The organism is Streptomyces sp. NPDC002206 (assembly GCF_053593595.1).
On record NZ_JBSFCW010000014.1, the window covers coordinates 38,428 to 61,366 of the forward strand.

General features: G+C 69.8%; 23 protein-coding genes and 2 pseudogenes. 15 read left to right on the forward strand and 10 right to left on the reverse strand.

Translation table 11 applies throughout. The features are described from left to right. Positions 1-426: 426 nt before the first annotated feature. From ACWCP8_RS24265 to ACWCP8_RS24295, 7 genes are all read left to right on the forward strand, one after another. Positions 427-792: a hypothetical protein gene (locus tag ACWCP8_RS24265; RefSeq protein ID WP_451118067.1), complete on the forward strand. Its 366-nt coding sequence runs from the start codon at positions 427-429 to the stop codon at positions 790-792. A 42-nt stretch (positions 793-834) separates the two neighbouring features. Beyond that, on the forward strand, positions 835-2,298 hold the full coding sequence (locus ACWCP8_RS24270) for a basic amino acid/polyamine antiporter (protein WP_352267109.1): 1,464 nt from the start codon (positions 835-837) through the stop codon (positions 2,296-2,298). Between the two features lie 48 nt (positions 2,299-2,346). Then, positions 2,347-3,606 carry an arginine deiminase gene (locus tag ACWCP8_RS24275; protein WP_352267108.1) on the forward strand — a complete coding sequence of 420 codons (1,260 nt, stop codon included), beginning with the start codon at positions 2,347-2,349 and terminating at the stop codon, positions 3,604-3,606. Between the two features lie 124 nt (positions 3,607-3,730). Continuing rightward, on the forward strand, positions 3,731-4,957 hold the full coding sequence (locus tag ACWCP8_RS24280) for a PP2C family protein-serine/threonine phosphatase (protein WP_451118069.1): 1,227 nt from the start codon (positions 3,731-3,733) through the stop codon (positions 4,955-4,957). A 107-nt stretch (positions 4,958-5,064) separates the two neighbouring features. Then, entirely contained in the window at positions 5,065-6,243 is a 1,179-nt protein-coding gene (locus tag ACWCP8_RS24285) for a low temperature requirement protein A (RefSeq protein WP_451118071.1), read from the forward strand. Between the two features lie 110 nt (positions 6,244-6,353). After that, complete coding sequence (locus ACWCP8_RS24290) at positions 6,354-7,022, forward strand: TetR/AcrR family transcriptional regulator (RefSeq protein ID WP_451118192.1); 669 nt, start codon at positions 6,354-6,356, stop codon at positions 7,020-7,022. Positions 7,023-7,129: 107 nt separating this feature from the next. Further along, entirely contained in the window at positions 7,130-7,360 is a 231-nt protein-coding gene (locus ACWCP8_RS24295; RefSeq protein WP_267006842.1) for a DUF6296 family protein, read from the forward strand. A 310-nt stretch (positions 7,361-7,670) separates the two neighbouring features. Here the strand turns inward: ACWCP8_RS24295 and ACWCP8_RS24300 are convergent, their stop codons facing one another. Next, positions 7,671-7,859, reverse strand: a complete 189-nt coding sequence (locus tag ACWCP8_RS24300; protein WP_030973195.1) for a DUF6381 family protein — start codon at positions 7,857-7,859, stop codon at positions 7,671-7,673. 141 nt (positions 7,860-8,000) lie between these two features. Between ACWCP8_RS24300 and ACWCP8_RS24305 the strand changes: the two genes are divergently transcribed. Together ACWCP8_RS24305 and ACWCP8_RS24310 are read left to right on the forward strand one after the other, a co-directional pair. Next, on the forward strand, positions 8,001-8,693 hold the full coding sequence (locus ACWCP8_RS24305; protein ID WP_451118073.1) for a ribonuclease H family protein: 693 nt from the start codon (positions 8,001-8,003) through the stop codon (positions 8,691-8,693). Between the two features lie 131 nt (positions 8,694-8,824). Further along, on the forward strand, positions 8,825-9,556 hold the full coding sequence (locus ACWCP8_RS24310; protein ID WP_352267102.1) for a CDP-alcohol phosphatidyltransferase family protein: 732 nt from the start codon (positions 8,825-8,827) through the stop codon (positions 9,554-9,556). Here ACWCP8_RS24310 and ACWCP8_RS24315 read toward each other — a convergent pair. Next, positions 9,522-9,971 carry an adenylyltransferase/cytidyltransferase family protein gene (locus ACWCP8_RS24315; protein WP_267006845.1) on the reverse strand — a complete coding sequence of 150 codons (450 nt, stop codon included), beginning with the start codon at positions 9,969-9,971 and terminating at the stop codon, positions 9,522-9,524. The genes ACWCP8_RS24310 and ACWCP8_RS24315 overlap by 35 nt on opposite strands. A 213-nt stretch (positions 9,972-10,184) precedes the next feature. Between ACWCP8_RS24315 and ACWCP8_RS24320 the strand changes: the two are divergent. Then, positions 10,185-10,388: pseudogene (locus ACWCP8_RS24320) on the forward strand (glycosyltransferase WbuB); the annotation flags it as partial. Positions 10,389-10,536: 148 nt separating this feature from the next. After that, the gene (locus ACWCP8_RS24325; protein WP_352267101.1) at positions 10,537-11,520 is read left to right on the forward strand and encodes a GDP-L-fucose synthase family protein; all 984 of its coding nucleotides are present in this window, start codon (positions 10,537-10,539) and stop codon (positions 11,518-11,520) included. 112 nt (positions 11,521-11,632) lie between these two features. Here the strand turns inward: ACWCP8_RS24325 and ACWCP8_RS24330 are convergent, their stop codons facing one another. Further along, positions 11,633-13,183: a sugar transferase gene (locus ACWCP8_RS24330; protein WP_451118194.1), complete on the reverse strand. Its 1,551-nt coding sequence runs from the start codon at positions 13,181-13,183 to the stop codon at positions 11,633-11,635. 325 nt (positions 13,184-13,508) lie between these two features. On the opposite strand from ACWCP8_RS24330, the gene ACWCP8_RS24335 reads away from it, so the two are divergent. Beyond that, the gene (locus ACWCP8_RS24335; RefSeq protein ID WP_352267099.1) at positions 13,509-14,774 is read left to right on the forward strand and encodes an FAD-binding protein; all 1,266 of its coding nucleotides are present in this window, start codon (positions 13,509-13,511) and stop codon (positions 14,772-14,774) included. Positions 14,775-14,825: 51 nt separating this feature from the next. On the opposite strand, the gene ACWCP8_RS24340 is transcribed toward ACWCP8_RS24335, so the two are convergent. Further along, positions 14,826-15,821, reverse strand: coding sequence for an MASE1 domain-containing protein (locus ACWCP8_RS24340; RefSeq protein ID WP_451118076.1), 996 nt, complete (start codon positions 15,819-15,821; stop codon positions 14,826-14,828). Positions 15,822-15,886: 65 nt separating this feature from the next. After that, the gene (locus ACWCP8_RS24345; protein ID WP_352267097.1) at positions 15,887-16,717 is read right to left on the reverse strand and encodes a PP2C family protein-serine/threonine phosphatase; all 831 of its coding nucleotides are present in this window, start codon (positions 16,715-16,717) and stop codon (positions 15,887-15,889) included. Positions 16,718-17,037: 320 nt separating this feature from the next. Here ACWCP8_RS24345 and ACWCP8_RS24350 point away from each other — a divergent pair, with 320 nt between their 5' ends. Together ACWCP8_RS24350 and ACWCP8_RS24355 are read left to right on the forward strand one after the other, a co-directional pair. After that, the gene (locus tag ACWCP8_RS24350) at positions 17,038-17,337 is read left to right on the forward strand and encodes a DUF1876 domain-containing protein (protein ID WP_352267095.1); all 300 of its coding nucleotides are present in this window, start codon (positions 17,038-17,040) and stop codon (positions 17,335-17,337) included. Between the two features lie 140 nt (positions 17,338-17,477). Next, complete coding sequence (locus tag ACWCP8_RS24355) at positions 17,478-18,590, forward strand: XdhC/CoxI family protein (protein WP_352267094.1); 1,113 nt, start codon at positions 17,478-17,480, stop codon at positions 18,588-18,590. A gap of 122 nt (positions 18,591-18,712) precedes the next feature. Here the strand turns inward: ACWCP8_RS24355 and ACWCP8_RS24360 are convergent, their stop codons facing one another. From ACWCP8_RS24360 to ACWCP8_RS24370, 3 genes and pseudogenes are all read right to left on the reverse strand, one after another. Next, positions 18,713-18,838, reverse strand: a complete 126-nt coding sequence (locus ACWCP8_RS24360) for a hypothetical protein (protein WP_451118079.1) — start codon at positions 18,836-18,838, stop codon at positions 18,713-18,715. A 67-nt stretch (positions 18,839-18,905) separates the two neighbouring features. Continuing rightward, positions 18,906-19,151: pseudogene (locus ACWCP8_RS24365) on the reverse strand (pectate lyase); the annotation flags it as partial. A 92-nt stretch (positions 19,152-19,243) separates the two neighbouring features. Continuing rightward, positions 19,244-19,549 carry a PQQ-binding-like beta-propeller repeat protein gene (locus ACWCP8_RS24370; protein ID WP_352267091.1) on the reverse strand — a complete coding sequence of 102 codons (306 nt, stop codon included), beginning with the start codon at positions 19,547-19,549 and terminating at the stop codon, positions 19,244-19,246. 72 nt (positions 19,550-19,621) lie between these two features. On the opposite strand from ACWCP8_RS24370, the gene ACWCP8_RS24375 reads away from it, so the two are divergent. Next, positions 19,622-20,260 carry a DUF6629 family protein gene (locus ACWCP8_RS24375; RefSeq protein WP_451118081.1) on the forward strand — a complete coding sequence of 213 codons (639 nt, stop codon included), beginning with the start codon at positions 19,622-19,624 and terminating at the stop codon, positions 20,258-20,260. A gap of 179 nt (positions 20,261-20,439) precedes the next feature. On the opposite strand, the gene ACWCP8_RS24380 is transcribed toward ACWCP8_RS24375, so the two are convergent. After that, entirely contained in the window at positions 20,440-22,140 is a 1,701-nt protein-coding gene (locus ACWCP8_RS24380) for an acyl-CoA dehydrogenase family protein (protein ID WP_451118083.1), read from the reverse strand. A gap of 76 nt (positions 22,141-22,216) precedes the next feature. Further along, the gene (locus ACWCP8_RS24385; protein WP_451118085.1) at positions 22,217-22,828 is read right to left on the reverse strand and encodes a TetR/AcrR family transcriptional regulator; all 612 of its coding nucleotides are present in this window, start codon (positions 22,826-22,828) and stop codon (positions 22,217-22,219) included. Positions 22,829-22,939: the final 111 nt, after the last annotated feature.

A 22,939-nucleotide genomic window follows, 5' to 3' on the forward strand; every position in this document is an offset into this window, starting at 1 on the left:
ATGCAGCTCGTGCAGCGACCGGCCGAGTCACGCCGTAGACACGCGTACGGGCCGGTACTTGCTCGACCCTGTTACCGCGCTGAGTCCGTCCAGCGTCACGTTGCGGGCCAGGCTTTCCCGCACCTGCTCACGTGCGGTCCCGGGTCCGGAAGCGGCCTGTCGGCACGCTGTGCCGGCCATCGGCAGGCTCGGTGCCGTACGACCGGCCCCGCAGGAGGCGGGCAACAGGCACCGATCCGAACGGGTGGCAGCCTCCCGCCGGCCGCTTGGGAATCGGAAGCCCTGTGACGCAGGGAGTACAGCAAGGGCCGCATAAAGTTCTAAATGGCGCAAAGCGCGACAAAGCTATTGAACGGTACTAGATTTCCGTCTCGGTGGAAGTGCGGTGGTGCGGTCGGCGGGGCCCCTGTGTGAACCGGAGCTGATGTGGCGGACGATGACCAGGCGGAGCGCGAGCGCGCGGTCCGGGTGCCTTCATTGGCTGACGCGGCCGTCCCCATTTCTGTTGTGCCGGCCGTCCTGATGGCCGGCACGCTCGCGCTGTTCGGTCTCGACGCTCTGGACGGGTCGATGCAGGTGGCCCTGGTCATGTGCGCGATGACCGTCGCGCTCGTCGCGATGAAGAACGGTCACAGCCGGTCCGCCGTGCAGCGGACCGGCCGGGGTGTGTTGTGGAACCCGCCGTACGCCGTCTTCGACTGCGCGAGCCCCGCCCTGAGCGTGTTCCACGGAATCACCGGCTTCGAGATCGAGACGACGGTACCGGTCACGGCCGGTCCCGCGGCCCACTAAAAGCCAGTTCGTCCGTCACAGGGCGCGTCGACGAGGGAATTGATGACCGACTCCGACACCGGCACCACCCCGTCCGCCGCGGCCGAAGGGCGGCCAGCGGTCAAGCTGACCCTGTTCACGCTGACGACGATGGTCGTCGGCTCGATGGTGGGCGCCGGGGTGTTCTCCCTGCCACGGCGGTTCGCCGAGGAGACCGGAGTCGCCGGGGCGCTGATCTCGTGGGTCATCGCGGGCATCGGCATGCTGATGCTGGCGTTCGTGTTCCAGACCCTCGCGGTGCGCAGGCCCGACCTCGACGCGGGTGTCTACGCCTACGCCAAGGCCGGTTTCGGCGAATACCTGGGCTTCTTCTCGGCGTTCGGATACTGGGCCAGCGCGTGCGTCGGCAACGTCACCTACTGGGTGCTGATCATGTCGACGATCGGCGCCATCGCGCCCGCACTCGGCGACGGCGACACGCTCCTCGCGGTCGTCCTGTCCTCCGTCGGGCTGTGGGCGTTCTTCCTGCTCATCCGGCGCGGAGTGAAGGAAGCGGCGGCCATCAACCGGGTGGTGACCGTGGCCAAGGTCGTACCGATCCTGGTCTTCATCCTCCTGTCCCTCTTCTACTTCGACCCGTCCGTCTTCGCAGAGAACTTCGGTGGCGCCGACTACGCCGGCTCGCTCTTCCACCAGGTCCGCGGCACCATGCTCGCCACTGTCTTCGTCTTCCTCGGTGTCGAGGGGGCCAGCGTCTACTCCCGCCACGCCAAGCGACGCGAGGACGTCGGCAAGGCCACCGTCCTGGGATTCCTGAGCGTCTTCGCCGTCTTCGCCTCGGTCACCATCGTGTCGTACGGAATCCTGCCGATGAGTGAGATCGCCGAACTGCGCCAGCCCTCCATGGCCGGCGTGCTCCAGGCCGCGGTCGGCACCTGGGGCAAGGTCTTCGTCAGCGTCGGGCTCATCGTCTCCGTGCTCGGCGCCTATCTGGCATGGACGCTGATGGCGGCCGAGGTGCTGTTCGTCGCGGCCAAGGACGACGACATGCCCCGCTTCCTGGGCCGTGCCACCGCGGCCGACGTCCCCGTTCCCGCCCTTCTCATGACCACCGCACTGAGCCAGATCGTTCTGGTCGTCACGATGTTCTCGGACGACGCCTTCAATTTCGCCCTCGACCTGACCAGCGTGCTCAGCCTGATCCCGTTCTTCCTTGCGGCCGCGTTCGCCGTCAAGATCGCATTCGGACCGGGCCCGGAGAGCGCCGTGGAGCGCGGACCCCGCAGGGAGCTGGTGATCGCCCTGCTGGCGACGCTCTACACCGCGTTCCTGGTGTACGCCGCCGGGCTGAGGTTCGTACTGCTCTCGTTCATCCTCTACGCCCCGGCGACGTTCTTGTTCGTCAAGGCGAGGCGGGAGCAGAACAGGCGCCTGTTCTCGCCCGCCGAAGCGGGCATCTGCGCTGTCTCGATCGCCGGTGCCGCCGTGGGCGTGATCGCCCTGGCGGTCGGCTGGATCGAACTCTGACCTGCCTCAGCCGTCCCGTCCCTCGCCCCATGCGGAAAGGCACACACCGTGACCGACACACCCACGTCCGCGCCGGCACTCGGCGTCCATTCCGAAGTCGGCAGGCTGCGCAAGGTACTGGTCTGCGCGCCGGGCCTGGCACATCGCCGGCTCACCCCGACCAACTCCGACGACCTGCTCTTCGACGACGTCATGTGGGTGGAGAACGCCCAGCGCGACCACGCCGACTTCGTCGACAAACTGACGCAAGGCGGTGTCGAGGTCGTCGAACTGCACGATCTGCTCGCCCGGACCATGGCGATTCCCGAGGCCCGGACGTGGCTGCTGGACCGGAAGATCACCGCGAACGAGGTGGGCATCGGGCTCATCGACGACACACGGGCCTTCCTGGAGTCACTCGATCCGCGCCGGCTCGCCGAGTACCTGATCGGCGGTCTCGCCACCACCGACCTGCCGGACGAGTTCCGCTCCGGGTACGTCAGCCTGGCCCGCGATTCGACGGGGGCGCGCGAGTACCTCATGCCACCGCTGCCGAACACGCTCTACACCCGTGACACCACCTGCTGGCTCTACGGCGGCGTGACCATGAACCCGCTCTACTGGCCGGCCCGGCACGGCGAAACCCTCCTGATGAAGGCCATCTACACCTTCCACCCGGACTTCATGGGCTCCACTGTGTGGTGGGGAGACCCGGAACTGGACTGGGGCCAGGCCACGTTCGAGGGCGGCGACATCATGCCCGTCGGCAACGGCGTCGTGCTCATGGGCATGAGCGAACGCACCTCCCGCCAGGCCATCACCCAGGTCGCGGCCGCACTCTTCAGGAACGGCGCCGCCGAGCACGTCATCGTCGCGGGAATGCCCAGGCTGCGCGCGGCGATGCATCTGGACACCGTCTTCACGTTCGCCGACCGGGACATCGTGACGGTCTACCCGACGATCATGGAGGCGGTGCACACCTTCTCCCTGCGCCCCGGCGACAAGGCTCCTGGTGTCGACATCACCGACGAGGGATCGGCAGCGTTCGTCGATGTCGTGGCCAAGGCGCTGGGCCTGCCCGGCCTGCGGGTGATCGAGACCGGCGGCGATGTGTACGCCTCCGAGCGGCAGCAGTGGGACAGCGGAAACAATGCCGTCGCCCTGGAGCCCGGCGTCGTCTTCACCTACGACCGCAACACGCAGACCAACACCCTCCTGCGCGAGGCCGGGGTCGAAGTCATCACCATCGTCGGCGCCGAACTCGGCCGTGGGCGTGGCGGCGGCCACTGCATGACCTGCCCGCTCATCCGCGAAGCCGTCGACTTCTGACACCGGCTCGCCCGCTGCGGGCGAGCTCTCGCGCAGACGGTTGTGCTCCCCGGCCCGTTCCGTCGGCGGCACGGGCCGGAGCGTGAGGTCACACGGTGACGGCGGACACTGAGGCAGGCGGACCATGACGGACGACGGGATCGACTACGCGGCAGTGTTCCAGGGGCTGCCCGGCATGGTGGCGCTGATGACCCCCGAGCTGGTGTTCGCGGATGCGAACGAGGAATTCCTCCGCATGGCCGGGCGCACGCGCGAACAGGTGATCGGCCGGTACCTGTTCGACGTGTTTCCCGACAATCCGAACAACCCCGCTGCGACCGGCATGCGGAATCTGGAGGCGTCGCTCAAGCGGGTGGCGGCCACCGGCGAGCGGGACGCCATGGCGCTGCAACGCTATGACGTTCAGTCCCCGCAGCGGCCCGGCGAGTGGGAGGAACGCTATTGGAGCCCGGTCAACGCCCCGGTGTTCGGGCCCGACGGGCGGGTGGTCCTGCTGGTGCACCGGGTGGACGAGGTGACCGAGCTCATCAAGGCCCGCGGCGGCCCCGACATCGGCCGCACCCGCGTGCTGGAGGCCGAGCTCTACACCCGGGCCCGGGAACTGCAGGAGGTCAACGAACGGCTGCGGCAGGCCCACGCCCGGGAGCGTGAGGTGGCCCTCGTCCTGCAGCAGGCGATGCTGCCCGTCCCCGGACCGGTCGGCCGCCACCGCCCCGCCGTGCGCTACCGGCCCGCAGTCGGCTCGCTGAACGTGTGCGGCGACTGGTACGACCTGGTCGACCTGCCCGGCGACTGTGTCGGCGTCGCCGTCGGCGACGTCGTCGGCCACGGTCTTCGAGCCGCCGGCGTCATGGGTCTGCTCCGCAGCGCGCTGAGTGCTGCGTCCCGCGTCGCCGACGGCCCCGCCCAGGCCCTGGAAGTCGTCGACCTGTACGCCCGTTCGGTCGACGGCGCCGAGAACACCACCGTCGTCACGACCCACATCGACTGGGACACGCACACCATCACCTACAGCAGCGCCGGGCACCCCCCGCCCGCACTGCTGCACACCGACGGCACCGTGGAGTACCTCGACCAGGCCACCGACCCCCCGCTCGGTGCCCGCCCGGACCTCGTTCACCGGCCCGAGGACGCCACCGTCTTCGCCGCGGGGGACGCCCTCGTTCTGTACACGGACGGCCTGATCGAACGCCGCCGCGAGGACATCGACGTCGGCCTCGACCGCCTCGCCGACTCCCTCGTCCGCCACCAGGGAATCGACCCCGAACCCCTTGCCGACGCCGTCCTGCTCGAACTGCTCCCACCCGGCGGCGCCACCGACGACACCGCCCTGGTCATCGTCCGGCTCTGACCGTCCCCGTCGGCCGATGTCCTGCCACGCCCTCCTGGCCCGGACCATGCGCCGCCAGGCGTGGCCGCCTGCGTCGAGGAGCGGAACACCTGGCCCATGATTCCCCCATGAGTACACGTCAGCCGCCTGCCCAGCGGCATGCCTCCTGGATCGAGCTCTTCTTCGACCTGGTCGTCGTCGCGGGTGTCCTCCAGCTCTCGCACCTGCTGCACGACGGCCCGACAGTCGCCGACCTCGGCCTGTACGTAGTGCTCTATCTGGCTTTCTGGATCGCGTGGGTCTGCTTCACCGTCTACGGAAACGTCGAGGGAAGCCGCGCCTGGACGCCCGGTTTCCTGCTGGGGATGTTCGGGCTGGCCGTCATGGTCGCGGCCGTTCCCGGTATCCGTACCGACCACGCCCTGGCGTTCGCGATCGCATACGCCTTCCTGCGCTGGCTGTCCAGCCGGCTCTGGCGGCCCGGACAGGTCGTGGTGGACTGGCCGCTCGCCCAGGTGGGCGGTGGGACGCTGCCCTGGATCGTCTCGCTGTGGGTGGGTGCCTCGGTGAGGTACTGGCTGTGGGCTCTCGGCCTCGCGTTCGACCTGCTGATCATGCTCACCGCCTCGGGCAGCCGCATGCTCCGAGACGCACAGGACCGGGTGCAGCGCGTCGTCAGGAAGCGAGGGCACTCCGATCGGCTGCCGGTCATCGAGGCGGCCTACTCCGATGTGCCGCACATGGTGGAGCGGCTGGGCCTCTTCGTCATCATCGTGCTGGGTGAGGGGGTGGTCCGGATCACCTCGGCAGCTGCGGACACCGTCTGGGACGTACCCATGGCCGGCGTCGCGACCGGTTCATTCGTCCTGCTCGTCCCGCTGTGGAGCATGTCACTGCTGCACGGCTCCGGCGGCGTGCCGAAGCCCGGCCCGGACGACCTACCCGTGCGGGTCACCCTGACGCTGCACTGTGTGACAACCTGCACGATTGCTGTCCTGGCCGCGGGACTGGGGCTGGCCATCGCGCATCCGCACGGCCCCGCCCCGGACGAGGCACGCTGGTTGCTGTGCGCGGGCCTTGCCGTGTACTTCGGTGTCGGGGTGCTGGCCGCGGCGGTTGCCGGTGCGCCATGGGGGCAGACCCTCGCCTGGGCGCTGCCCTGCCAGCTGCTGACGCTCGCGCTCGCCGGATTCGCCGGCCACTTCGGTGCGGTGGGGCTGGTCTGGGGACTGGCCGCAGCGGTGGTCTGGCAGATCGCATGCGTATCGGATGCGGGCGCCCGATTGCGCGTGCGGAGCCGGGCCTAACCCTCGCGGGCAGATTGTTTTACCTGTACGAAAACCGTCCCGGGGGAGGTGGGAGGGACAATGGTCATGTGTCGGGTGCAGACAAGAAGCAGGCGGCGGGCAGGCGGTCCATGGGACGGCCGCGCAGGCTGGACCCCGACACGATGGTCGCCACCGCGCGCCGCATCCTCGAGGAAGAGGGCCTGGACGCCCTGAGCATGCGACGGGTGGCGAAGGAGCTCGGCAGCACGCCGATGGCGCTCTACCACTACGTACGCGACAAGGACGAGCTGCTGATGCTCACCCTGTCCGGGACCGCGGGCGCCTTGCCGCGCCCCGAACTGCCCGAGGACCCGCGCGCGCGGCTGCTCGCGGTGTCTGTGCACGCGCATGAGATCCTCCGCCGGATCCCGTGGGTGCTCGACGTCCTGGCGCTGGGCGAGCTCACCGACAGAGATGCCCTGTGGATAGTGGAGGAGATCCTCGACTGCGCCCAGAAGTGCGGTCTCTCCCCGGCCCGGTCGGTACGTGCCTGCTGGACGATCTGGCAGTACATCTACGGCGACCTGATCTTCCGCAGGGCCGCCGCCCGCCGTGCGGAGCACCCGCCGAGCAGGCGCTACTTCCCCGAGATGGTCACCGAGGAGGACGCGGAGGAGCTGCCGCGGCTCACCGCGATCAAGGACCAGTGGCGCGCCTACGCCGCCGACTACTCGGTCGCCGACGAACTCGACGCGATCATCGAGGGGCTTATCCGCCGGGGAACTCGTGGACCGGACGAGCCCGCGCTGCCACCCTGAGGCTCCTGTGCCCCCAGATCCTCTTGAGGCACAGGAGGCGGGTGTGGGCGACAATGGAAGACGCAGGCAGCGGACTCGCCGCCGAAGATCGTTGGCCGGAGCCCCTCATGGATTACCCAGAAAGTTACGAGCTGGTATTTCAGGCATCTGCCGTCGAGGACGACGCTGTGATAGTTCGGCGGACTGCGCGGGAGGGGGCCGGCGGCTACCCGATCTACGAGGACGAGACAGGCATCGTACGCGCGGAGATCAGCGACAACGGCGAGGTGCGGATGATGGCCAGTGGCGGCCACCAGGTGCTCGGCTCACCGCTGGTCCGTGCGGTCAGCGAGCACTGAGCAACCCCGTGCCCGGCGCAGAACCCGTCTCCTTGTCCGGGGTGGATTCTTCGTTCGCCCGGGAGCTGACGTCCGGTCAGGCGGCCGTTCGTGCGAGGGAATTCGATGCACTGGTCGTCCAGCAGCGTGCGGTGATTTCCTTGCGGCACGTCAATCGCTGTCCGCGGTCCGGCCGTGTCGGGAAGGTGGCACCGAGTAACCACGCTCCGAGTGGCCGACGGCGGAAGGCGGAACCAACGGCACAGGCCGATGGTTCGCCGCCCACTCATGGACAGAGCGGCGAAACCATCGGCCTGTGCGTGGTGCGGTCCTACTTGTGCGGGCGCGTCTCGCCGCTCATGTTGCTGAGCTGCTCGCTCTGCTCCTGCAGCTTCCGAGCCTTCTCCTCGAGCCGCTGACGCTGCTCGGGGTCGGTAGCGCGCTCCGCGGCCTCGGTCATGTGCTTGGCCTTCTCGCGCATCTGCTGGGCTCGGCCACTGGTTTCGCCTGCAACGCTCATCGTCACTCCTTGGACGCTAGGGAAGAGCGGGCTCCATCAGGGAACCAGCGTCGCGGGCTCTCCGCATTCCGAAGCGTTACGTTCCGTTACCGTCGGGGCCGCGCGGCCGTGGGCAGGCGTGACGCTGGCATGATCGGGGGCATGAACGAGCGCATGATCGCCGCGTGTGACGGGGCATCGAAGGGCAATCCGGGGCCTGCGGCCTGGGCATGGGTCGTGGCCGATGCGCAGGGGAGCCCTGAGCGTTGGGAGGCGGGGCCGCTGGGCACCGCCACCAACAACATCGCCGAACTCACTGCACTACAGGAGCTGCTGGAGTCCACCGACCCGGGCGCAGAGATCGAGGTCCGGATGGATTCGCAGTACGCCATGAACGCAGTCACGAAGTGGCTGCCGGGGTGGAAGCGCAACGGGTGGAAGACCTCGGCCGGCAAACCCGTGGCCAACCGCGATCTGGTGGCCCGCATCGACGCGTTGCTCAGCGGTCGGACCGTGAACTTCGTCTACGTGCCCGCCCACCAGGTCGACGGAGACCCGCTCAACGCCCTTGCCGACCAGGCGGCCAGCGAGGCCGCCGTCGCGCAGCGGGCGGCGGGTTCCGCACATGGCTCCCCGCTGCCGACTCCCGCCCCTGCCAGGGCGTCCGGGGGCCGGAGCGGCGGTACGGCGGTGAAGAAGACGGACGGTGCGGCAGGCCCCGCGCGCACCGGGGGCACCATCCGGGCCAGGTTCGCGGGGCGTTGCCACTGCGGAAAACCCTACGCGGCCAAAGACATGATCGCCAAGAACCCGAACGGCTGGGGCCACCCCGAGTGCCGTACCGCGCCCGCCTGAGGCGACCGCCTGCCGGTCCGACCCCGGGAGTAGCCCCGTAACAGGGGCTCTCCGTGCCATGATGCGGCTCCGACCGCAGCGTCCGCGGTGCTCCGCCGACGCTGCGGGAACGGCTGGACGCTGGGGGGCGTATGGGATCCACAGGCACGGTGCTGCGCGAGTTGCGCGGCGCACAGAAGACCGCCAAAGGTGTGTCGCTCTACTCGCGTTACGTGAACCGTCCGGCCGGGCGGGTGCTCGCGGCCGGCGCCTATCGATTTGGGCTGACGCCCAATCAAGTGACACTGGTCAGTGCGGCGTTCACCTTCGCCGCCATCGCTTCGGTGGCGCTGGCCCGTCCGTCCTGGGGGCTCGCGGCCGTCGTGTACGCCGCTCTGGTGGTCGGCTTCGCCTTCGACTCGGCCGACGGGCAGCTCGCCAGGCTGACCGGGCGGGGCGGGCCCGACGGTGAGTGGCTGGACCATGTCGTGGACTGCGCCAAGATGATCCTCGTACACACCGCCGTACTGATCTCGTTCCACCGGTTCTTCGAGCTGCCCGGCGAGGGCTGGCTGCTGCTGCCGCTGGGCTTCCTGTTCGTCGCGGTGCTGACCTTCTGTGCCGGTCTGCTGCGCGAACAGCTCGGCAAGGCCGCCGCCCGCCCCGGACCGCCCGGCAGCGCCACGGCCCCGGTGTCCCGGGTGCGGGCCGTGGCGCTGCTTCCCGTGGACTACGGGGTGTTCTGCCTGGTGTTCCTGCTGCTCGGGGACGAGGCCGCGTTCCGTCTCGGCTATGCCGTACTCGCCGTCGTGCACGCGTTGTTCCTGGTGGCTTTCCTCGTCAAGTGGTTCAGGGAGCTGAAAGCGCTCCGGGCGGCGGGCTGACGAGCGTGTCCAGTGCCCGGCGCAGCTGGGTACTGGACGTATGCACGGTGTACGGGAAATAGACGACCTCCACGCCGACTTCGGCGAAGTCGCGCTCGAGCCGTTTCCCCTTCTCCGTGCCCCGCCAGTCGTCCCCCTTGAAGATGACGTCGAACCTGACCTGCTGCCACGTCTCGACCTTGTCGGGCACGGTCTCGACGAACGCTGCGTCCACGTAGCGCACGCTGCGGACGATCTCCAGCCGCTCCGGCAGTGGAATCACCGGCTTGTGGCCCTTGGCGAGCGCGGCCATCTCATCCGAGACGACCCCTGCCACCAGGTAGTCGCACTGGCTGCGGGCATGCCGCAGGATGTTCAGGTGTCCTACATGGAACAGGTCGTAGACCCCCGGCGCGTAGCCGACCCTGTGCACCATCCGTTCTCTCCCCCCACGGTGAACGTGACGTCCGTGTCCCGGATTCAGGTGTCCGGACATGGCATCCGGTCCTGCGGGATATCGGTATCGGTGTTGATGGTGCAATGACCTTACTGTGAAGACCACTTGCGCATCACGTGAACGGATAAGCTCACTTTTGGGGTTGTTCCCTGGAGGGAACAGAGGCTGTACCGGGGGGAAAGCGATCGTCCGATGTCCGATGCTGATCATCACAAGCCGTTCGAGGATCGTGGGCTTCTCGTGGTCTCGACCAACTACGCGCCGGAGCTGACCGGAATCGGTCCGTACGCTGCCCGGCTCGCCGAGCACCGGGCCGCGTCCGGGGCCGAGACCCGTGTCCTGACCGGCATGCCGCACTACCCCTCCTGGCGCACGGAGGCCGAGTACCGGGGCCTGCGGTCTCACCGGTGATGAGCGCGGTCTTCGCCACGCCTTCCCCCTTCTCGGGTCGCCTGAGAGGCGGTTGGTTCACCGAAATATCGGAATTTGCGTGATCTGCGGCAAAACGGCACCGCCATGTACAGCTGCTGGCACAATCCGAGCCATGACGACTGATCTCCCCGGCCCTCCCCAGGAATCCGTCCGCCCCCTCCTACGACCTGGCGCCCGCATATTTGTCGCGGGCCACCGCGGGCTCGTCGGCTCGGCAGTGGTGCGCCGCCTCACCGCCGAAGGCCACGAGGTGATCACCCGCGGTCGCGACACCCTCGATCTGCGCGATGCCGCACCGACCGAGGCCTTTCTGCGTGACATCCGCCCGGACGCCGTGGTGCTGGCCGCCGCCAAGGTCGGCGGAATCATGGCCAACAGCACGTATCCGGTGCAGTTCCTCGAGGAGAACCTGCGCATCCAGCTGAGTGTGATCGCCGGCGCGCATGCCGCCGGGGTCGAGCGGCTGCTCTTCCTCGGCTCGTCCTGCATCTACCCCAAGCGCGCCCCGCAGCCGATCCCCGAGGACGCCCTGCTCACCGGCCCGCTGGAGCCGACCAACGAGGCATACGCGCTGGCCAAGATCGCCGGCATCGTGCAGACCCAGTCGTACCGGCGGCAGTACGGCGCCTCGTACATCAGCGCCATGCCCACCAATCTCTACGGGCCCGGCGACAACTTCGACCTGGATTCCTCGCACGTCCTGCCCGCCCTGATCCGCCGCTTCCACGACGCGCGACAGGGCGGAGCCCCCGAGGTCACCCTCTGGGGCTCCGGTAGCCCCCGGCGCGAGTTCCTGCACGTCGACGACCTGGCCGCAGCGTGCCTGCTGCTCCTCGAACGTTACGACGGTGACGAACCGGTCAACGTCGGCTGCGGCGAGGATCTGACCATCCGTGAACTCGCCTCCACCGTTCAGGACGTGACGGAATATCGAGGCTGTGTCTCGTGGGACACGTCGAAGCCCGACGGCACCCCGCGCAAGCTTCTCGACATCTCCCGCCTCTCCTCTCTCGGCTTCAAACCGCAGATCCCGCTGCGCGACGGCATCGCCCGCACCTACGCGTGGTGGCTGGACCACCGGGGCAGCGGCCGCTGACCGCTCCCGGTTGTTCCGCCGGGACCGGGCGGCCGTCGCGCTGCGGCGGCCGCCCGTCCGGCCCCGCACGGCCGGGCGGCGTTCACTTCTCCCATCCGGTTCCCTGCCGCTCTCAGTACGCCCCGCGGCCGTCGGTGACGGCGCGCAGCGTACGGGCCATGAGCCCCAGGTCCGTGGCCACCGACCAGTTGTCGACGTACCACAGGTCGAGCGAGACGGTCTCCTGCCAGGACAGGTCCGAACGTCCGCTGACCTGCCACAGGCCCGTAAGCCCGGGTCGGACCGCGAGCCGCCGGAGCTCACGCTCGTCGTAGCGGGACACCTCCTCCGGCAGGGGCGGCCGCGGGCCCACCAGCGACATGTCGCCCCGGATCACATTGAGCAGCTGCGGCAGCTCGTCGAGCGAGGTCCGGCGCAGGAACCGGCCGATCCGGGTCACCCGGGGATCGCGGCGCATCTTGAACATCGGACCGTCGTTCTCGTTCGCCGTCGCCAGCTTCGCCTTGTGCGTTTCGGCGTCCTCCACCATCGTGCGGAACTTCCACATGGTGAACGGCTGGTTGTGCTGCCCCTGACGGATCTGGCGGTGGAACACCGGGCCGTCGGAGGTGAACCGTATTGCCGCCCCGATGAGGAGCAACAGCGGTGTCAGCAGCACGAGTCCGAGGGCCGCACCGGTGCGGTCCACCGCGGCCTTCAGCGCCATCTGCGGCCCCCTGCGCAGCGGCGGCACGATGTGCAGCAGCGTCAGCCCGGCCGCGGAGGCCGGCCGCACCCGGCCTGCCGCGATGTCCGAGAGGTCCGACAGCACGGACAGCTGGAGCCCCCCGTCGTGCAGCCCCCAGGACAGGCGTCGCAGCCGTTCCCCGGAGAGCTGCGGTCCGGGCACGACGAGCGCCAGATCCGCGTCCTGGGCGAAGGCTCCGCCCAGGACCGTCGTCACGTCGTCGTCGGCCGGGGCGGGTGCGAGCCGGCCCGGCACCGGAGCCTCACAGCTCAGTGACGCCGTACCGACGGGAATGGCGGCCACCACGGTGTAGGCGTGGTCCGTACGGGAACCGAGCAGCTGCACGGCCCGGTCCACCCCCGGCGCCTCGCCGACCACCAGTACCCGGTGCACGGCACGCTGTCGCCGTCCCGGCCACGGGAGGTGACGCGCCGTCGACACGGCGACGGTTACCAGCAGGCCGGGCACCAGCGCCACGACCGCGGTCACCGGCTGGACCGGCTCCCTGAACACGGTCGCGAGCACGGCCAGCACGCCGATGAGCAGCAGCCAGTCCCCGGGAGCGGTCAGCGCGCCACTGAATCCCCCCGACCGCCGGTCCGCGTATCGGCCACGCACCGCCCGGACGCCGGTCCACGCCAACGAGGCTACCCAGGCGGCGAGTTGTGCCCGCGGTTGTCCGTAGGTGCCCAGTACGAGCCAGGCCGGTATCCCCAGGCCGAGGAGATCGGCGCAGATGATGAGCGGCAGGTACCGGCCCGGTCTTCTCTTCGGGCCGGGCCGGTGGTCAGAACGATTGCGCTGTACGGTCGGGGCACTCCACAGCTGTTCGAGTTCCTTGCTGTGAGGCCGGTTTGAAGCAGTCCGCGGACGTGGCGCCCCCGCCGGTCCCGCGGGTCCTGATATTTCGGATTCGGGTAGCTCGACATGCCCCATGAACCCCCCAGTCACAGTTGCATCTCCACAAACGGGACGCATCCGCCGATCCCGTGGACTGACGGATGCGCCCTCGCTCGGTGCACGATATCCACACACGTGCCCTTTCGCTGGAGTTCTCGTGAAGTTCAGAACGCGAGCCGCCGCTTTGACCTCGTCCCGATCCGAGCCGGATCGCAGGGTCTTGTGGGTGGCTGGTGGCGTTTGGGAGGTTACGTGCTGGGATTGTGCGCGGACATGTCACCACCTCGTACGGTCGCTTCCGCGTCTGGGAGACTGGTCAGGAAGGCGGCGAGGGCCGGCCACGAGGGAAAGAGGACGTGCGGTGACTCCCGCGGAGAAGAACTGGGCCGGAAACATCACCTTCGGTGCGCGGCGGCTGCGTACTCCCGGCTCGGAGGCCGAGCTGCAGGAGATCGTCGCCACCGGCACAAAGGTGCGGGCGCTGGGCACCCGGCACTCCTTCAGCACCGTCGCCGACACGGCCGGAGACCTTGTGTCGGTGGCCGGACTGCCCCGCACCGTCGACATCGACCGGGAGGCGGGGACGGTCACCGTCAGCGCGGGACTGCGCTTCGGGGAGTTCGCCGATGAACTCCACCAGAACGGCTTCGCTCTGCACAACCTGGGTTCGCTGCCGCACATCTCGGTGGCCGGAGCCTGCGCGACCGGAACGCACGGCTCCGGCGTGGGCAACACCTCGCTGGCCGGTGCGGTCCGGGCGCTGGACATGGTCACGGCGGACGGGACCACCGCGCGGCTGACCCGGGGCGACGCGGACTTCCCCGGAGCGGTGGTCGCCCTGGGCGCCCTCGGCGTGGTGACCCGGCTGACGCTGGACCTGGCGCCCGCCTTCGACGTGCAGCAGTGGGTCTACGAGGATCTGCCGCAGGCCCGGATCGGCGACCGGGCCGGATTCGACGAGGTGATGTCGGCCGCGTACAGCGTCAGCCTCTTCACCGACTGGCGGGGCGGCCCCGTCAACCAGGTCTGGCTCAAGCAGCGGGTGGGTGCGGACGGGCCGGCGGAGGCGCCGGCCGAGTGGCTCGGCGCCAGGCTCGCGGACGGTCCGCGCCACCCGATCCAGGGCATGCCGGCCGAGAACTGCACGCGGCAGCAGGGTGTTCCCGGCGCATGGCACCAGCGTCTGCCGCACTTCCGGCTGGAGTTCACCCCGAGCAACGGGGACGAGCTGCAGTCGGAGTACTTCGTGGCACGGAGCGACGCCGCGGCAGCCTTCGCGGCGCTCGACCAGCTCCGGGACCGGATCGCCCCGCTGCTGCAGATCGGCGAGATCCGGACCGTGGCCCGCGACGACCTGTGGCTGAGCCCCGCGAGCAGGACCGACGCGGTGGCCTTCCACTTCACCTGGGTGCAGGACATCGCCGCCGTCACGCCGGTGCTCGCGGCGATCGAGGAGGCACTGGCACCGTTCGGCGCCCGCCCGCACTGGGGCAAGGTGTTCACTACCGCACCCGAGACACTGCGCACGCTGTACCCGCAGTACGCCGACTTCGAGAAGCTGGTGGCCAGGTCCGACCCGACGGGCAAGTTCCGCAACGACTTCCTGGATCGCCACTTTCCGCGGTGACGCCGGGCGAGCGGTGCGCGGGGGCGGAGCCGGGGACCTGGCCGCCTGGCGTCAGTAGCCGTCGCGTCTGTCCTTGGACCGCGACGGCCACGCGGTCGCCGATCTGCCCGGCGCGAGATGGTCCACCACGTCGGCCAGCTCCACACAGGCCTGCTCGATCCGGCGCCGGATGTCCATCTTCTCGGTGACGATCGCCGCCAGCAGCAGCCCGGTCAGCGCCACGGAACCATTCAGGACCGCCAGGTTGAGCATCACCTCGAGGACGGTGTGTCCGGCGAACGGACCCACCGCCTCCCCTCCAGCGATGATTGCCAGGACGGACACCAGTAGCGCACAGGGCGCACTACCCGCCAGCTGGAAGCGCAGGGCGGCCCAGATGAGCAGCGGGAACACCAGATAGAGCATCGACAGTTCGCTCCGCGTGGCCACCAGCGAGACCACGACGGAGACCACCGCCAGTGCGGTTGCCTCCAGCCATCTGTCGTCGGCCCGGGGCAGCCGCGCCTTGCGCATGACGAGCATCAGCGGGGTGACCACGAGCACCCCCATGGCGTCCCCCGACCACCACGCCGCCCAGACCGGCCAGAAATGGCCTGCGGGCAGCTTGCCGTCGAGCACGAAGAGCACGGTGCCGGCGGTCGCGCTGATCAGCATTCCGGCCATCGCGCCGAGGAAGACCAGGACGACGCCGTCGCGCAACCGGTCCAGCTCCATCCGGAACCCGAATCTGCGGAGCATGAGGTACGAGCAGACGGGCGCCGCGGTACTGCTCATCATGATGCCCCAGTCGGAGAGCATGACTGTGTCGGAGAGTGTGACGATGTTGAGCAGGGAGCCGAGGGTGATGCCGGGCCAGACGCCGATGCCGAGGTACAACAGGCAGCCCAGGGCGATCCCCGTCGACGGCCAGAGCGGCGTGACCGTGGCGCCGTGGACGGTCACCCTTCTCAGCAGACCGATCTGTCCTGCCCCGTAGTAGCCGGCGGCGACGACCAGGATGCGGACCACAGCTGACGCCGTACGTCTGGTTTCATCGCTGCGGATCACAGACCTCATCAGACACCGCGGCCCGGGACGCGCGGCTGCGTGACACGCTAGGCCCGGCCCCCTCGTCACCCGGAGCCGGCGAAGCCTTTGTGGCGCAGGACCAGGACGGCCGCGTCGTCCTGGTGACCGGTGCGCTCCGCCGTCTGCATCACCTCGTCGGCCAGCGCCTCGGCCGACGCCGAGGCCCGGGCGGCCACCAGTCGCACCACCGCGTCCAGCCCCTCGTCGATCGGGAACGAGGGCCCTTCGACGACTCCGTCCGTGACAAGCACGAACGCCCCCGGGGCGGGCAACGGGTGCCGGGTGACCGGATACTTCTCCGCCGCACCGACACCCAGCGGCAGTCCGCCCGCGTCCTGCGTAATGCCCGACCGTCCGTCGGTCGTGGCCCAGACGGCGGCCACATGTCCGGCCCGAGCCGTGCACAGTTCCCCGGCGTGCGGGTCGAAACGGACGAAGGTGCAGGTCGCCAAGAGGGTGGAGTCGATGGACAGCAGCAGATCGTTCGTCCGGCCGACGATCTCGCCCGGATCCGCGGTGGTGGCGGCGATCGCCCGCATGCCGATCCGGATCTGCCCCATGAACGCGGCGGCCTCGACGTCATGGCCCTGTACGTCCCCGATGGCGAATCCGAGTGTGCCGTCCGGCAGTGGAAAGCCGTCGTACCAGTCGCCACCGATGTCCAGTCCGCTGCGGGCCGGTGCATAGCGGGCGGCAGTCTGCAGCCCCGGGATCGAGGGCAGGCCGACGGGAAGCAACTCCTGCTGCAGCGCCTCGGCCAGCTCCACCCGAGCCTGATGCAGCTGGACCTCGTGACGTGCCCGGGCGGTGAGCTGCTGCAGCGTGGTGAGCAGCTCCTCGGCACTCGCGGAACGGTGAGGACGACGCCGGTTCATGGGCCGCTCCACACTGCATTCGTTCGCGAGCCGCAACACAGGGCTTATGTGGCGGGGGGATCCGGGACGCCTCCCGCACAGCCCCGTGGGCACTGCGCCGGTCGGGAACTGTCCGGCGATGGCTTCCGTGGCAGTTGCCCTCTGCATCATATTTCGGCGCGGAAAGTCCCGCAGGATGAGCCACCGGTCACGGATCCCGCAGGGTCTCGGGGTGGCACCCGCCCGGAGCGCGCGAACCGGCCCTGCTGGGTGGATCCTGAGAGAACAGGACCGCGTCGTGGCGGCGCAGTGCGGCCGGACGCGGGTGAGGGAGGTGCGCGATGACACGCACGCTGGAGTGGAATGTCCACCTCGATCTCTCCGAGGAGAACGGTACGACCAAGGCCGAAGCCGTGCTGGACACCGGTTCCGAGATGCTCATGGGGCACGGGGTCGCCCGCTGCAACCCGCAGGACGTGGACATCCCCACCATCGGTGACGAACTGGCGGCGAGCCGTGCCATGAAGGATGTCGCGGGCCAGCTGATGAGAGCGGCCGACCGCGAAATGGAGGCGGTGGGCGCCGGACCCACGAAGGGGCCCCTGGGCAAGCCGTACGCCTGGACGGATGTGACGAGCTGAAGCCGTAGGCCGCAAGGCGTGCGGCCTCACGGCCGACGGCACATCCGTGGACGCCTTCGTCGAGGGACACGGCCTGCAGGCTTTCCGGACACCGCCCACGGCAGGTGTCGGCGGCGAGGCAGCTGTGGGCGGTGCTCGTCATGCGTGAGATCCTTCCGGCGCTGAGCCGCTGGTACGCCTCCGGAGAGCCGTTCGGGCTCGCCACCGTCGTCCACGTCACCCGCAGCGCGCCCCGCGGCCCCGGCGCGGCAATGGCGGTGGGCCCCGGTGACGAAGTCGTGGGCAGCGTCTCCGGTGGCTGTGTCGAAGGAGCCGTCTTCGACCTGGCCACGGAGGTTGTCGAGACCGGCCGGGCCCAACTGCGGACCTTCGGCTACAGCGACGAGGACGCGTTCGCCGTCGGGCTCACCTGCGGCGGAGAGATCACCCTCCTCGTACGCCCCGTCTCGGCCGCGACCGACCCCGCGTTCGGCGAGGTCGCCGCGTCGGTCGCCGAACACCGTCCGGTGGTGGTGGCCACCGTGACCGACGGCCCCGCCCCGCGCGGCGCCGCGCTCGCGGTATGGCCGGACACCGTGTCCGGTTCGCTCGGAACCAGCGGCCTCGACGCGGCTGTCACCGCCGACGCACGGGGCGAGCTGGCCCAAGGGGCAACAGGCCTGCGCCACTACGGTCCGCGCGGCGAGCGCCGTGAGGACGACGTCACCGTGTTCCTGCACTCGTTCGCCCCGCCCCCGCGCATGCTCGTCTTCGGTGCGATCGACTTCGCCGCCGCGGTCGCCCGGATCGGTGCGTTCCTCGGCTACCGGGTCACCGTCTGCGACGCACGCCCGGCCTTCGCCGACCCCCGGCGGTTCCCGGACGGTGCGGAGGTGGTCGTCGACTGGCCGCACCGCTATCTGCGTTCCACGGACACCGACGAGCGGACCGTCATGTGTGTGCTCACGCACGACCCGAAGTTCGACGTCCCTTTGTTGGAGGTGGCCCTGCGCTCCCCGGCCGCGTACATCGGCGTCATGGGCAGTCGCCGTACTCACGAGGACCGTCTGGCGCGGCTGCGGGAGACCGGCCTGGGCGAGACGGAACTGGCGAGACTGCGCTCGCCCATCGGCCTCGATCTCGGCGCCCGCACCCCCGAGGAGGTGGCCGTCTCGATCGCGGCGGAGATCGTCGCACTGCGCTGGGGCGGCACCGGCGCTCCCCTCGCCGACACCGCCGGAGCGATCCACCGCCCGCGACCGAAGTCCGTGTGAGCTGTCGGCGACGGAACCGTAAGCGTCCGAGCCGGTCGTGGTCACGGCCGGTGCCGGTGAAGGAAGAGGCCCGCCCCGGCTGCCGGGGCGGGCCTCTTCTCGGTGTTCCGGACCTCGTTGCGTCAGTCGACGTAGGTGATGTCCGAGGGGGAGTAGATGCAGTTGGTGCCATCCGCCCCGGTACCGATCTTGGTGGGCTCGCCGCTCGTCACACCCTTGTACCTGGTGCAGATTGTCGATATCGGCATCGGCGTAGTCGTAGATCGTGATGCCGGAGAACCGGGCCGTGTCACCGTAGTTGGTGTTGATGCCCACGATGCTGTCACCTGGCGAGGTGACCCGGACGTTCTGCACCTGGACGTGCCGGCCGTACATCGTGGAGCAGTTGCCGCACGAGCGGTACAGCTTGCCGAAGTCCTCGACCTGGAAGTTCTTGATGATCAGGGTGCCGGCGCCGTTGTGCTGGAAGACCTTGTCGTCCGCCGGTCTCGCGCCGCCGCCGTCGACCGTGCGGACCAGCGACGAGGAGCTGCCGAGGAAGGTTGCGGCGTCCTCGCCCACGTCCTACGGCATACGGCGGTCAATGAGTTGGTACGAACAAGCGCGAGCCGGCGCGCGACCGCACCGGCGGACGCTCGCCGACACCCGTACGGTCAGCCGTAGGTGATGGCTCCCGGCGTCGGAACACCGGCAGCGACGCGACGGTCCCCATCAGAGGTGGAGACGGCCGGATGACCGCTGCCCGCCGTTGCCCGGCCAGATGTGCCGACAGACAGGGCGCAGGAAGCCCGTTCGGTCCAGCGGATCCGCCGGCTCTTCCGGTCGACGGCGCGCAGTGTGTCGTCGGCGGTGAGGACGTAGACGGTGGAGTCGTCCCCCGTGACCTGCGCTGACGACCACGAGCCCACCCAGCGGGCGGTGATGTGCCGGAGGGAGGTGTTGGGCGGGGCGCCGGTCATGTCCCGTGAGGAGGCCCTAGCGTTGCCCGCGTCAGAGATCGACTCGCACAACTTCGGGGCCGGGGTGACTTCATGTGCTGGAGTGCGACTGCCGATCTGGTTGTCGGTTCCGGCATCGCCGCGATCGGAGTGGTCTGCGTCGCGCGCACCCGCCGGTTCCGCGATCTGCCGCTCGCGGCCTTGCCGCTGCTTCTCGGCGCCCATCAGACCATCGAGTCGTTCATCTGGCGCTCCGGTGGCGGCACCGGCCCCGCCACGGTGGCCTGGGCCGTCATCGCTCTTCCACTGCTGGCGCTCTGGGTGCCGTCGGCCGTGCTGAGCGCCGCGCCGCCGCAGGCCCGGCGCCGACTGCTGTTACCCGTCCTGGCCGGCGCCGCGACCGCCGCCTCCCTCGCGTACCGTCTGGCCACCCGTCCCGTGACCGCAGAGATCCGCGGTCACACCCTCGGCTACGTCCTCGACCTTCCGCACGCCGAACTGCTCGTCGCGGGCTACCTCGTGGCCACGGTCGGCTCCCTGCTGCTCGCCGCTGACCGTCTGCTGCGGCTCCTCGGCTTCCTCGTCGCCGTCGGGGCCGCGATCTGCGCGACGCTGTGGCGGCTGGAGTTCATCTCCACCTGGTGCGCGTTCGCTGCGGTGTGCTCGGTCGTCCTGCTCGGCTGGACGCACCGTCGGCCGGTGACCGCGCGGACGCCGATGCCGTATCACTGAGGGTCCGTTCCCCGACGGGCCGAGCCGCTCCCGGGCCGCGGCCCACTCCGCTTCCCGCTCGGCCTGCAGTCCGCGATTCCCTGCGGAGATCAGCGATGGGCACCAACTCCACGCATGTCCGCCGGACACGCTCGGGTTGGTGCCCGGCCGACGGCCCGGCTCGGCCTGCCGGACTGCCCCTAGCGTCCGCCGAAGTGCCGTTCCACGATCGCGGCGGCATCCGTGCCCCGCGGCAGGATGCCGTACTGGTGGCCGCGGTCCTCGCCCAGGCGGGCGGCGACGAACGCCTCGGCCATGGACGCCGGAGCGTGCCGCAGCATCAGCGAGGACTGCAGGGCCAGCGCCATGGCCTCGACCGTCGCCCGGGCGCGCGTCTGTGCGGCAAGGGGATCGCGCAGGTCCTCAGCCAGCTCGCGACGTACTCGACGCACATGCGTGTCGAGTACGGCACTGGCACCGGCGGTGGTCTCCAGCTCGGCCCAGAAGGCGTCCAGCGACTGCGGGGTCCTGGCGATGCCGCGCAGCACATCGAGGGCGATGACGTTGCCGGAGCCCTCCCATACGGCCATCACCGGCTGTTCGCGGTAGCGGCGGGCCAGTGGCCAGTCCTCGGTGTAGCCGTTGCCGCCCAGGCACTCCAGCGCCTCGTAGGCGTGGTGCGGGCCGCGCTTGCAGATCCAGTACTTGGCAACTGCCGTGGCCAGTCGGCGGAACATGGCCTCGGACTCGCCGCCGCCCGTCTCGTACGCCTGGGCGAGGCGCAGTGAGGTCCAGGTCGCGGCCTCCGTCTCCAGGGCCAGATCGGCGAGTACCGCAGTCATGGCCGGCTGGTCGACCAGCCGGGCGCCGAAGGCGCTGCGGTGCTCCGCATGCCAGATCGACTCGGAGACCGACTGGCGCATGCCCGCGGTGGTGCCCAGGACACAGTCCAGCCGGGTGTGGTTGACCATCTCGATGATGGTGGGAACGCCACGCCCCGGCTCACCGACCCGCACCGCCCACGTGGAGTCGAACTCCACCTCGGAGGAGGCGTTCGACTTGTTGCCGAGCTTGTTCTTCAGCCGCTGGATACGGACGGTGTTGCGGGTGCCGTCGGCCAGCACACGCGGTACGAGGAAGCAGGTCAGCCCGGCCGCGGCCTGGGCCAGAACCAGGAAGGCATCCGACTGCGGGGCCGAGAAGAACCACTTGTGACCGGTCAGCAGATGGGCCCGGCCATCGGGGTCGGAGGCGACCGGGACCGCGCGCGTGGTGTTGGCGCGGACGTCGGAGCCGCCCTGCTTCTCCGTCATCCCCATCCCGAACGTCAGCCCCGACTTGCCGCCCGGGGCGATCAGCCGCGGGTCGTAGGAGCGGCTGAGCAGCCCCGGCAGCCAGTCCTGGCCCACTTCGGGGTCGCGCTGCAGGACCGGGACCACGGCGTGCGACATGGACATCGGGCAGGCGTGGCCCGGCTCGACCTGGGCGAACAGCATGAACGACGCCGCCCGGGCCACCGCGGCGCCCGGCTTCGGGTCGGCCCACGCCGCGGTATGTGCGCCATGACGCACGGCCGCGCCGATGATCTCGTGGTACGCCGGGTGGAAGTCGACCTCGTCGACGCGGTTGCCGTACCGGTCGTGGGTGCGCAGCACGGGAGGGGAGGTGTGGGCGAGCTCCGCATCGGTCTGGAACTTCGCGGAGCCGACCAGGCTGCCGATCTCGTGGAGTTCCGGCTCGTGCCACGCTGCGCCGAACGTCCGGACGGCCTCGGCGAGCGGCAGATTGGTGCCGTACTCGTCGAGGCCGGTCCGGGGCGGCGCCTGATTGGTGACCTCATGGGTGGGGTGCGGTGCGGGAGCCTCCGGCCGGAGGCCGGTCGGGGATGCGGTGACGGTCATCTCGGGAGTTCCTGTCTGACGTCGGCTGTCTGGTCGGCCGGTGCTGGGGAGTGACGGTGCGGTGCGGGGGAGCGGGTCAGGTGCCGACCGCTCCCACGGCTCTGAGGCAGAGGGTGGCGATACCTGCCACGACCGGCTCCGGGTCGGTCCGCTCGCCCACCGGGGACAGCGGGCCGAGCAGCGCCTCGCTGATCGCTCCGATCACGGCGGCTGCAGACAGCCGGGCGTTCTGTGCGGGCAGCTCACCCGCCTCGATCCCGGCCGTGATGACCGTCTCGGCGAGGGCGTGATAGCCGCGCCGATAGGTCAGTCGTTCCGCCTCGACCAGCGGATCGACGGGCTCGGCGAGCAGCGCCCAGGCCGTACGGGGCGTGCGCAGTGCCCGGAACGCGAACACCTCGACCAGGGCGCGCAATTGCTCGGACGCCCCGCTCTTCGCGGCCACGGCTTCCTGTACCGCGGTGAGCTCATGGCCGGCGACATGCCGGAATACCGCGGCCAGCAACTCCTGCTTGGAGGCGAAGTGGTTGTAGACGCTGCCGGTGGCGACCTGGGCGCGCTCGGCGAGCGCGGAGATGCTGGCCGCGGCGTATCCGCCCTCGGACAGCAGTTGCCGCGCGGCGTCCAGCAGCCGCTGGCGATGCGCGAGCCGAGTTGCCTCGGTACGGGCGGTGGGGCGGTAGGCCATGATGCTCTGAACCCCGATTCATAACTTCAGCTCCCACTGAACCACCGTTGCGTCCGCCGCGCAATGAATCGGCGGCCTCCGGCGGGGAGGTAGAACCCCCTTTCTTTTTTC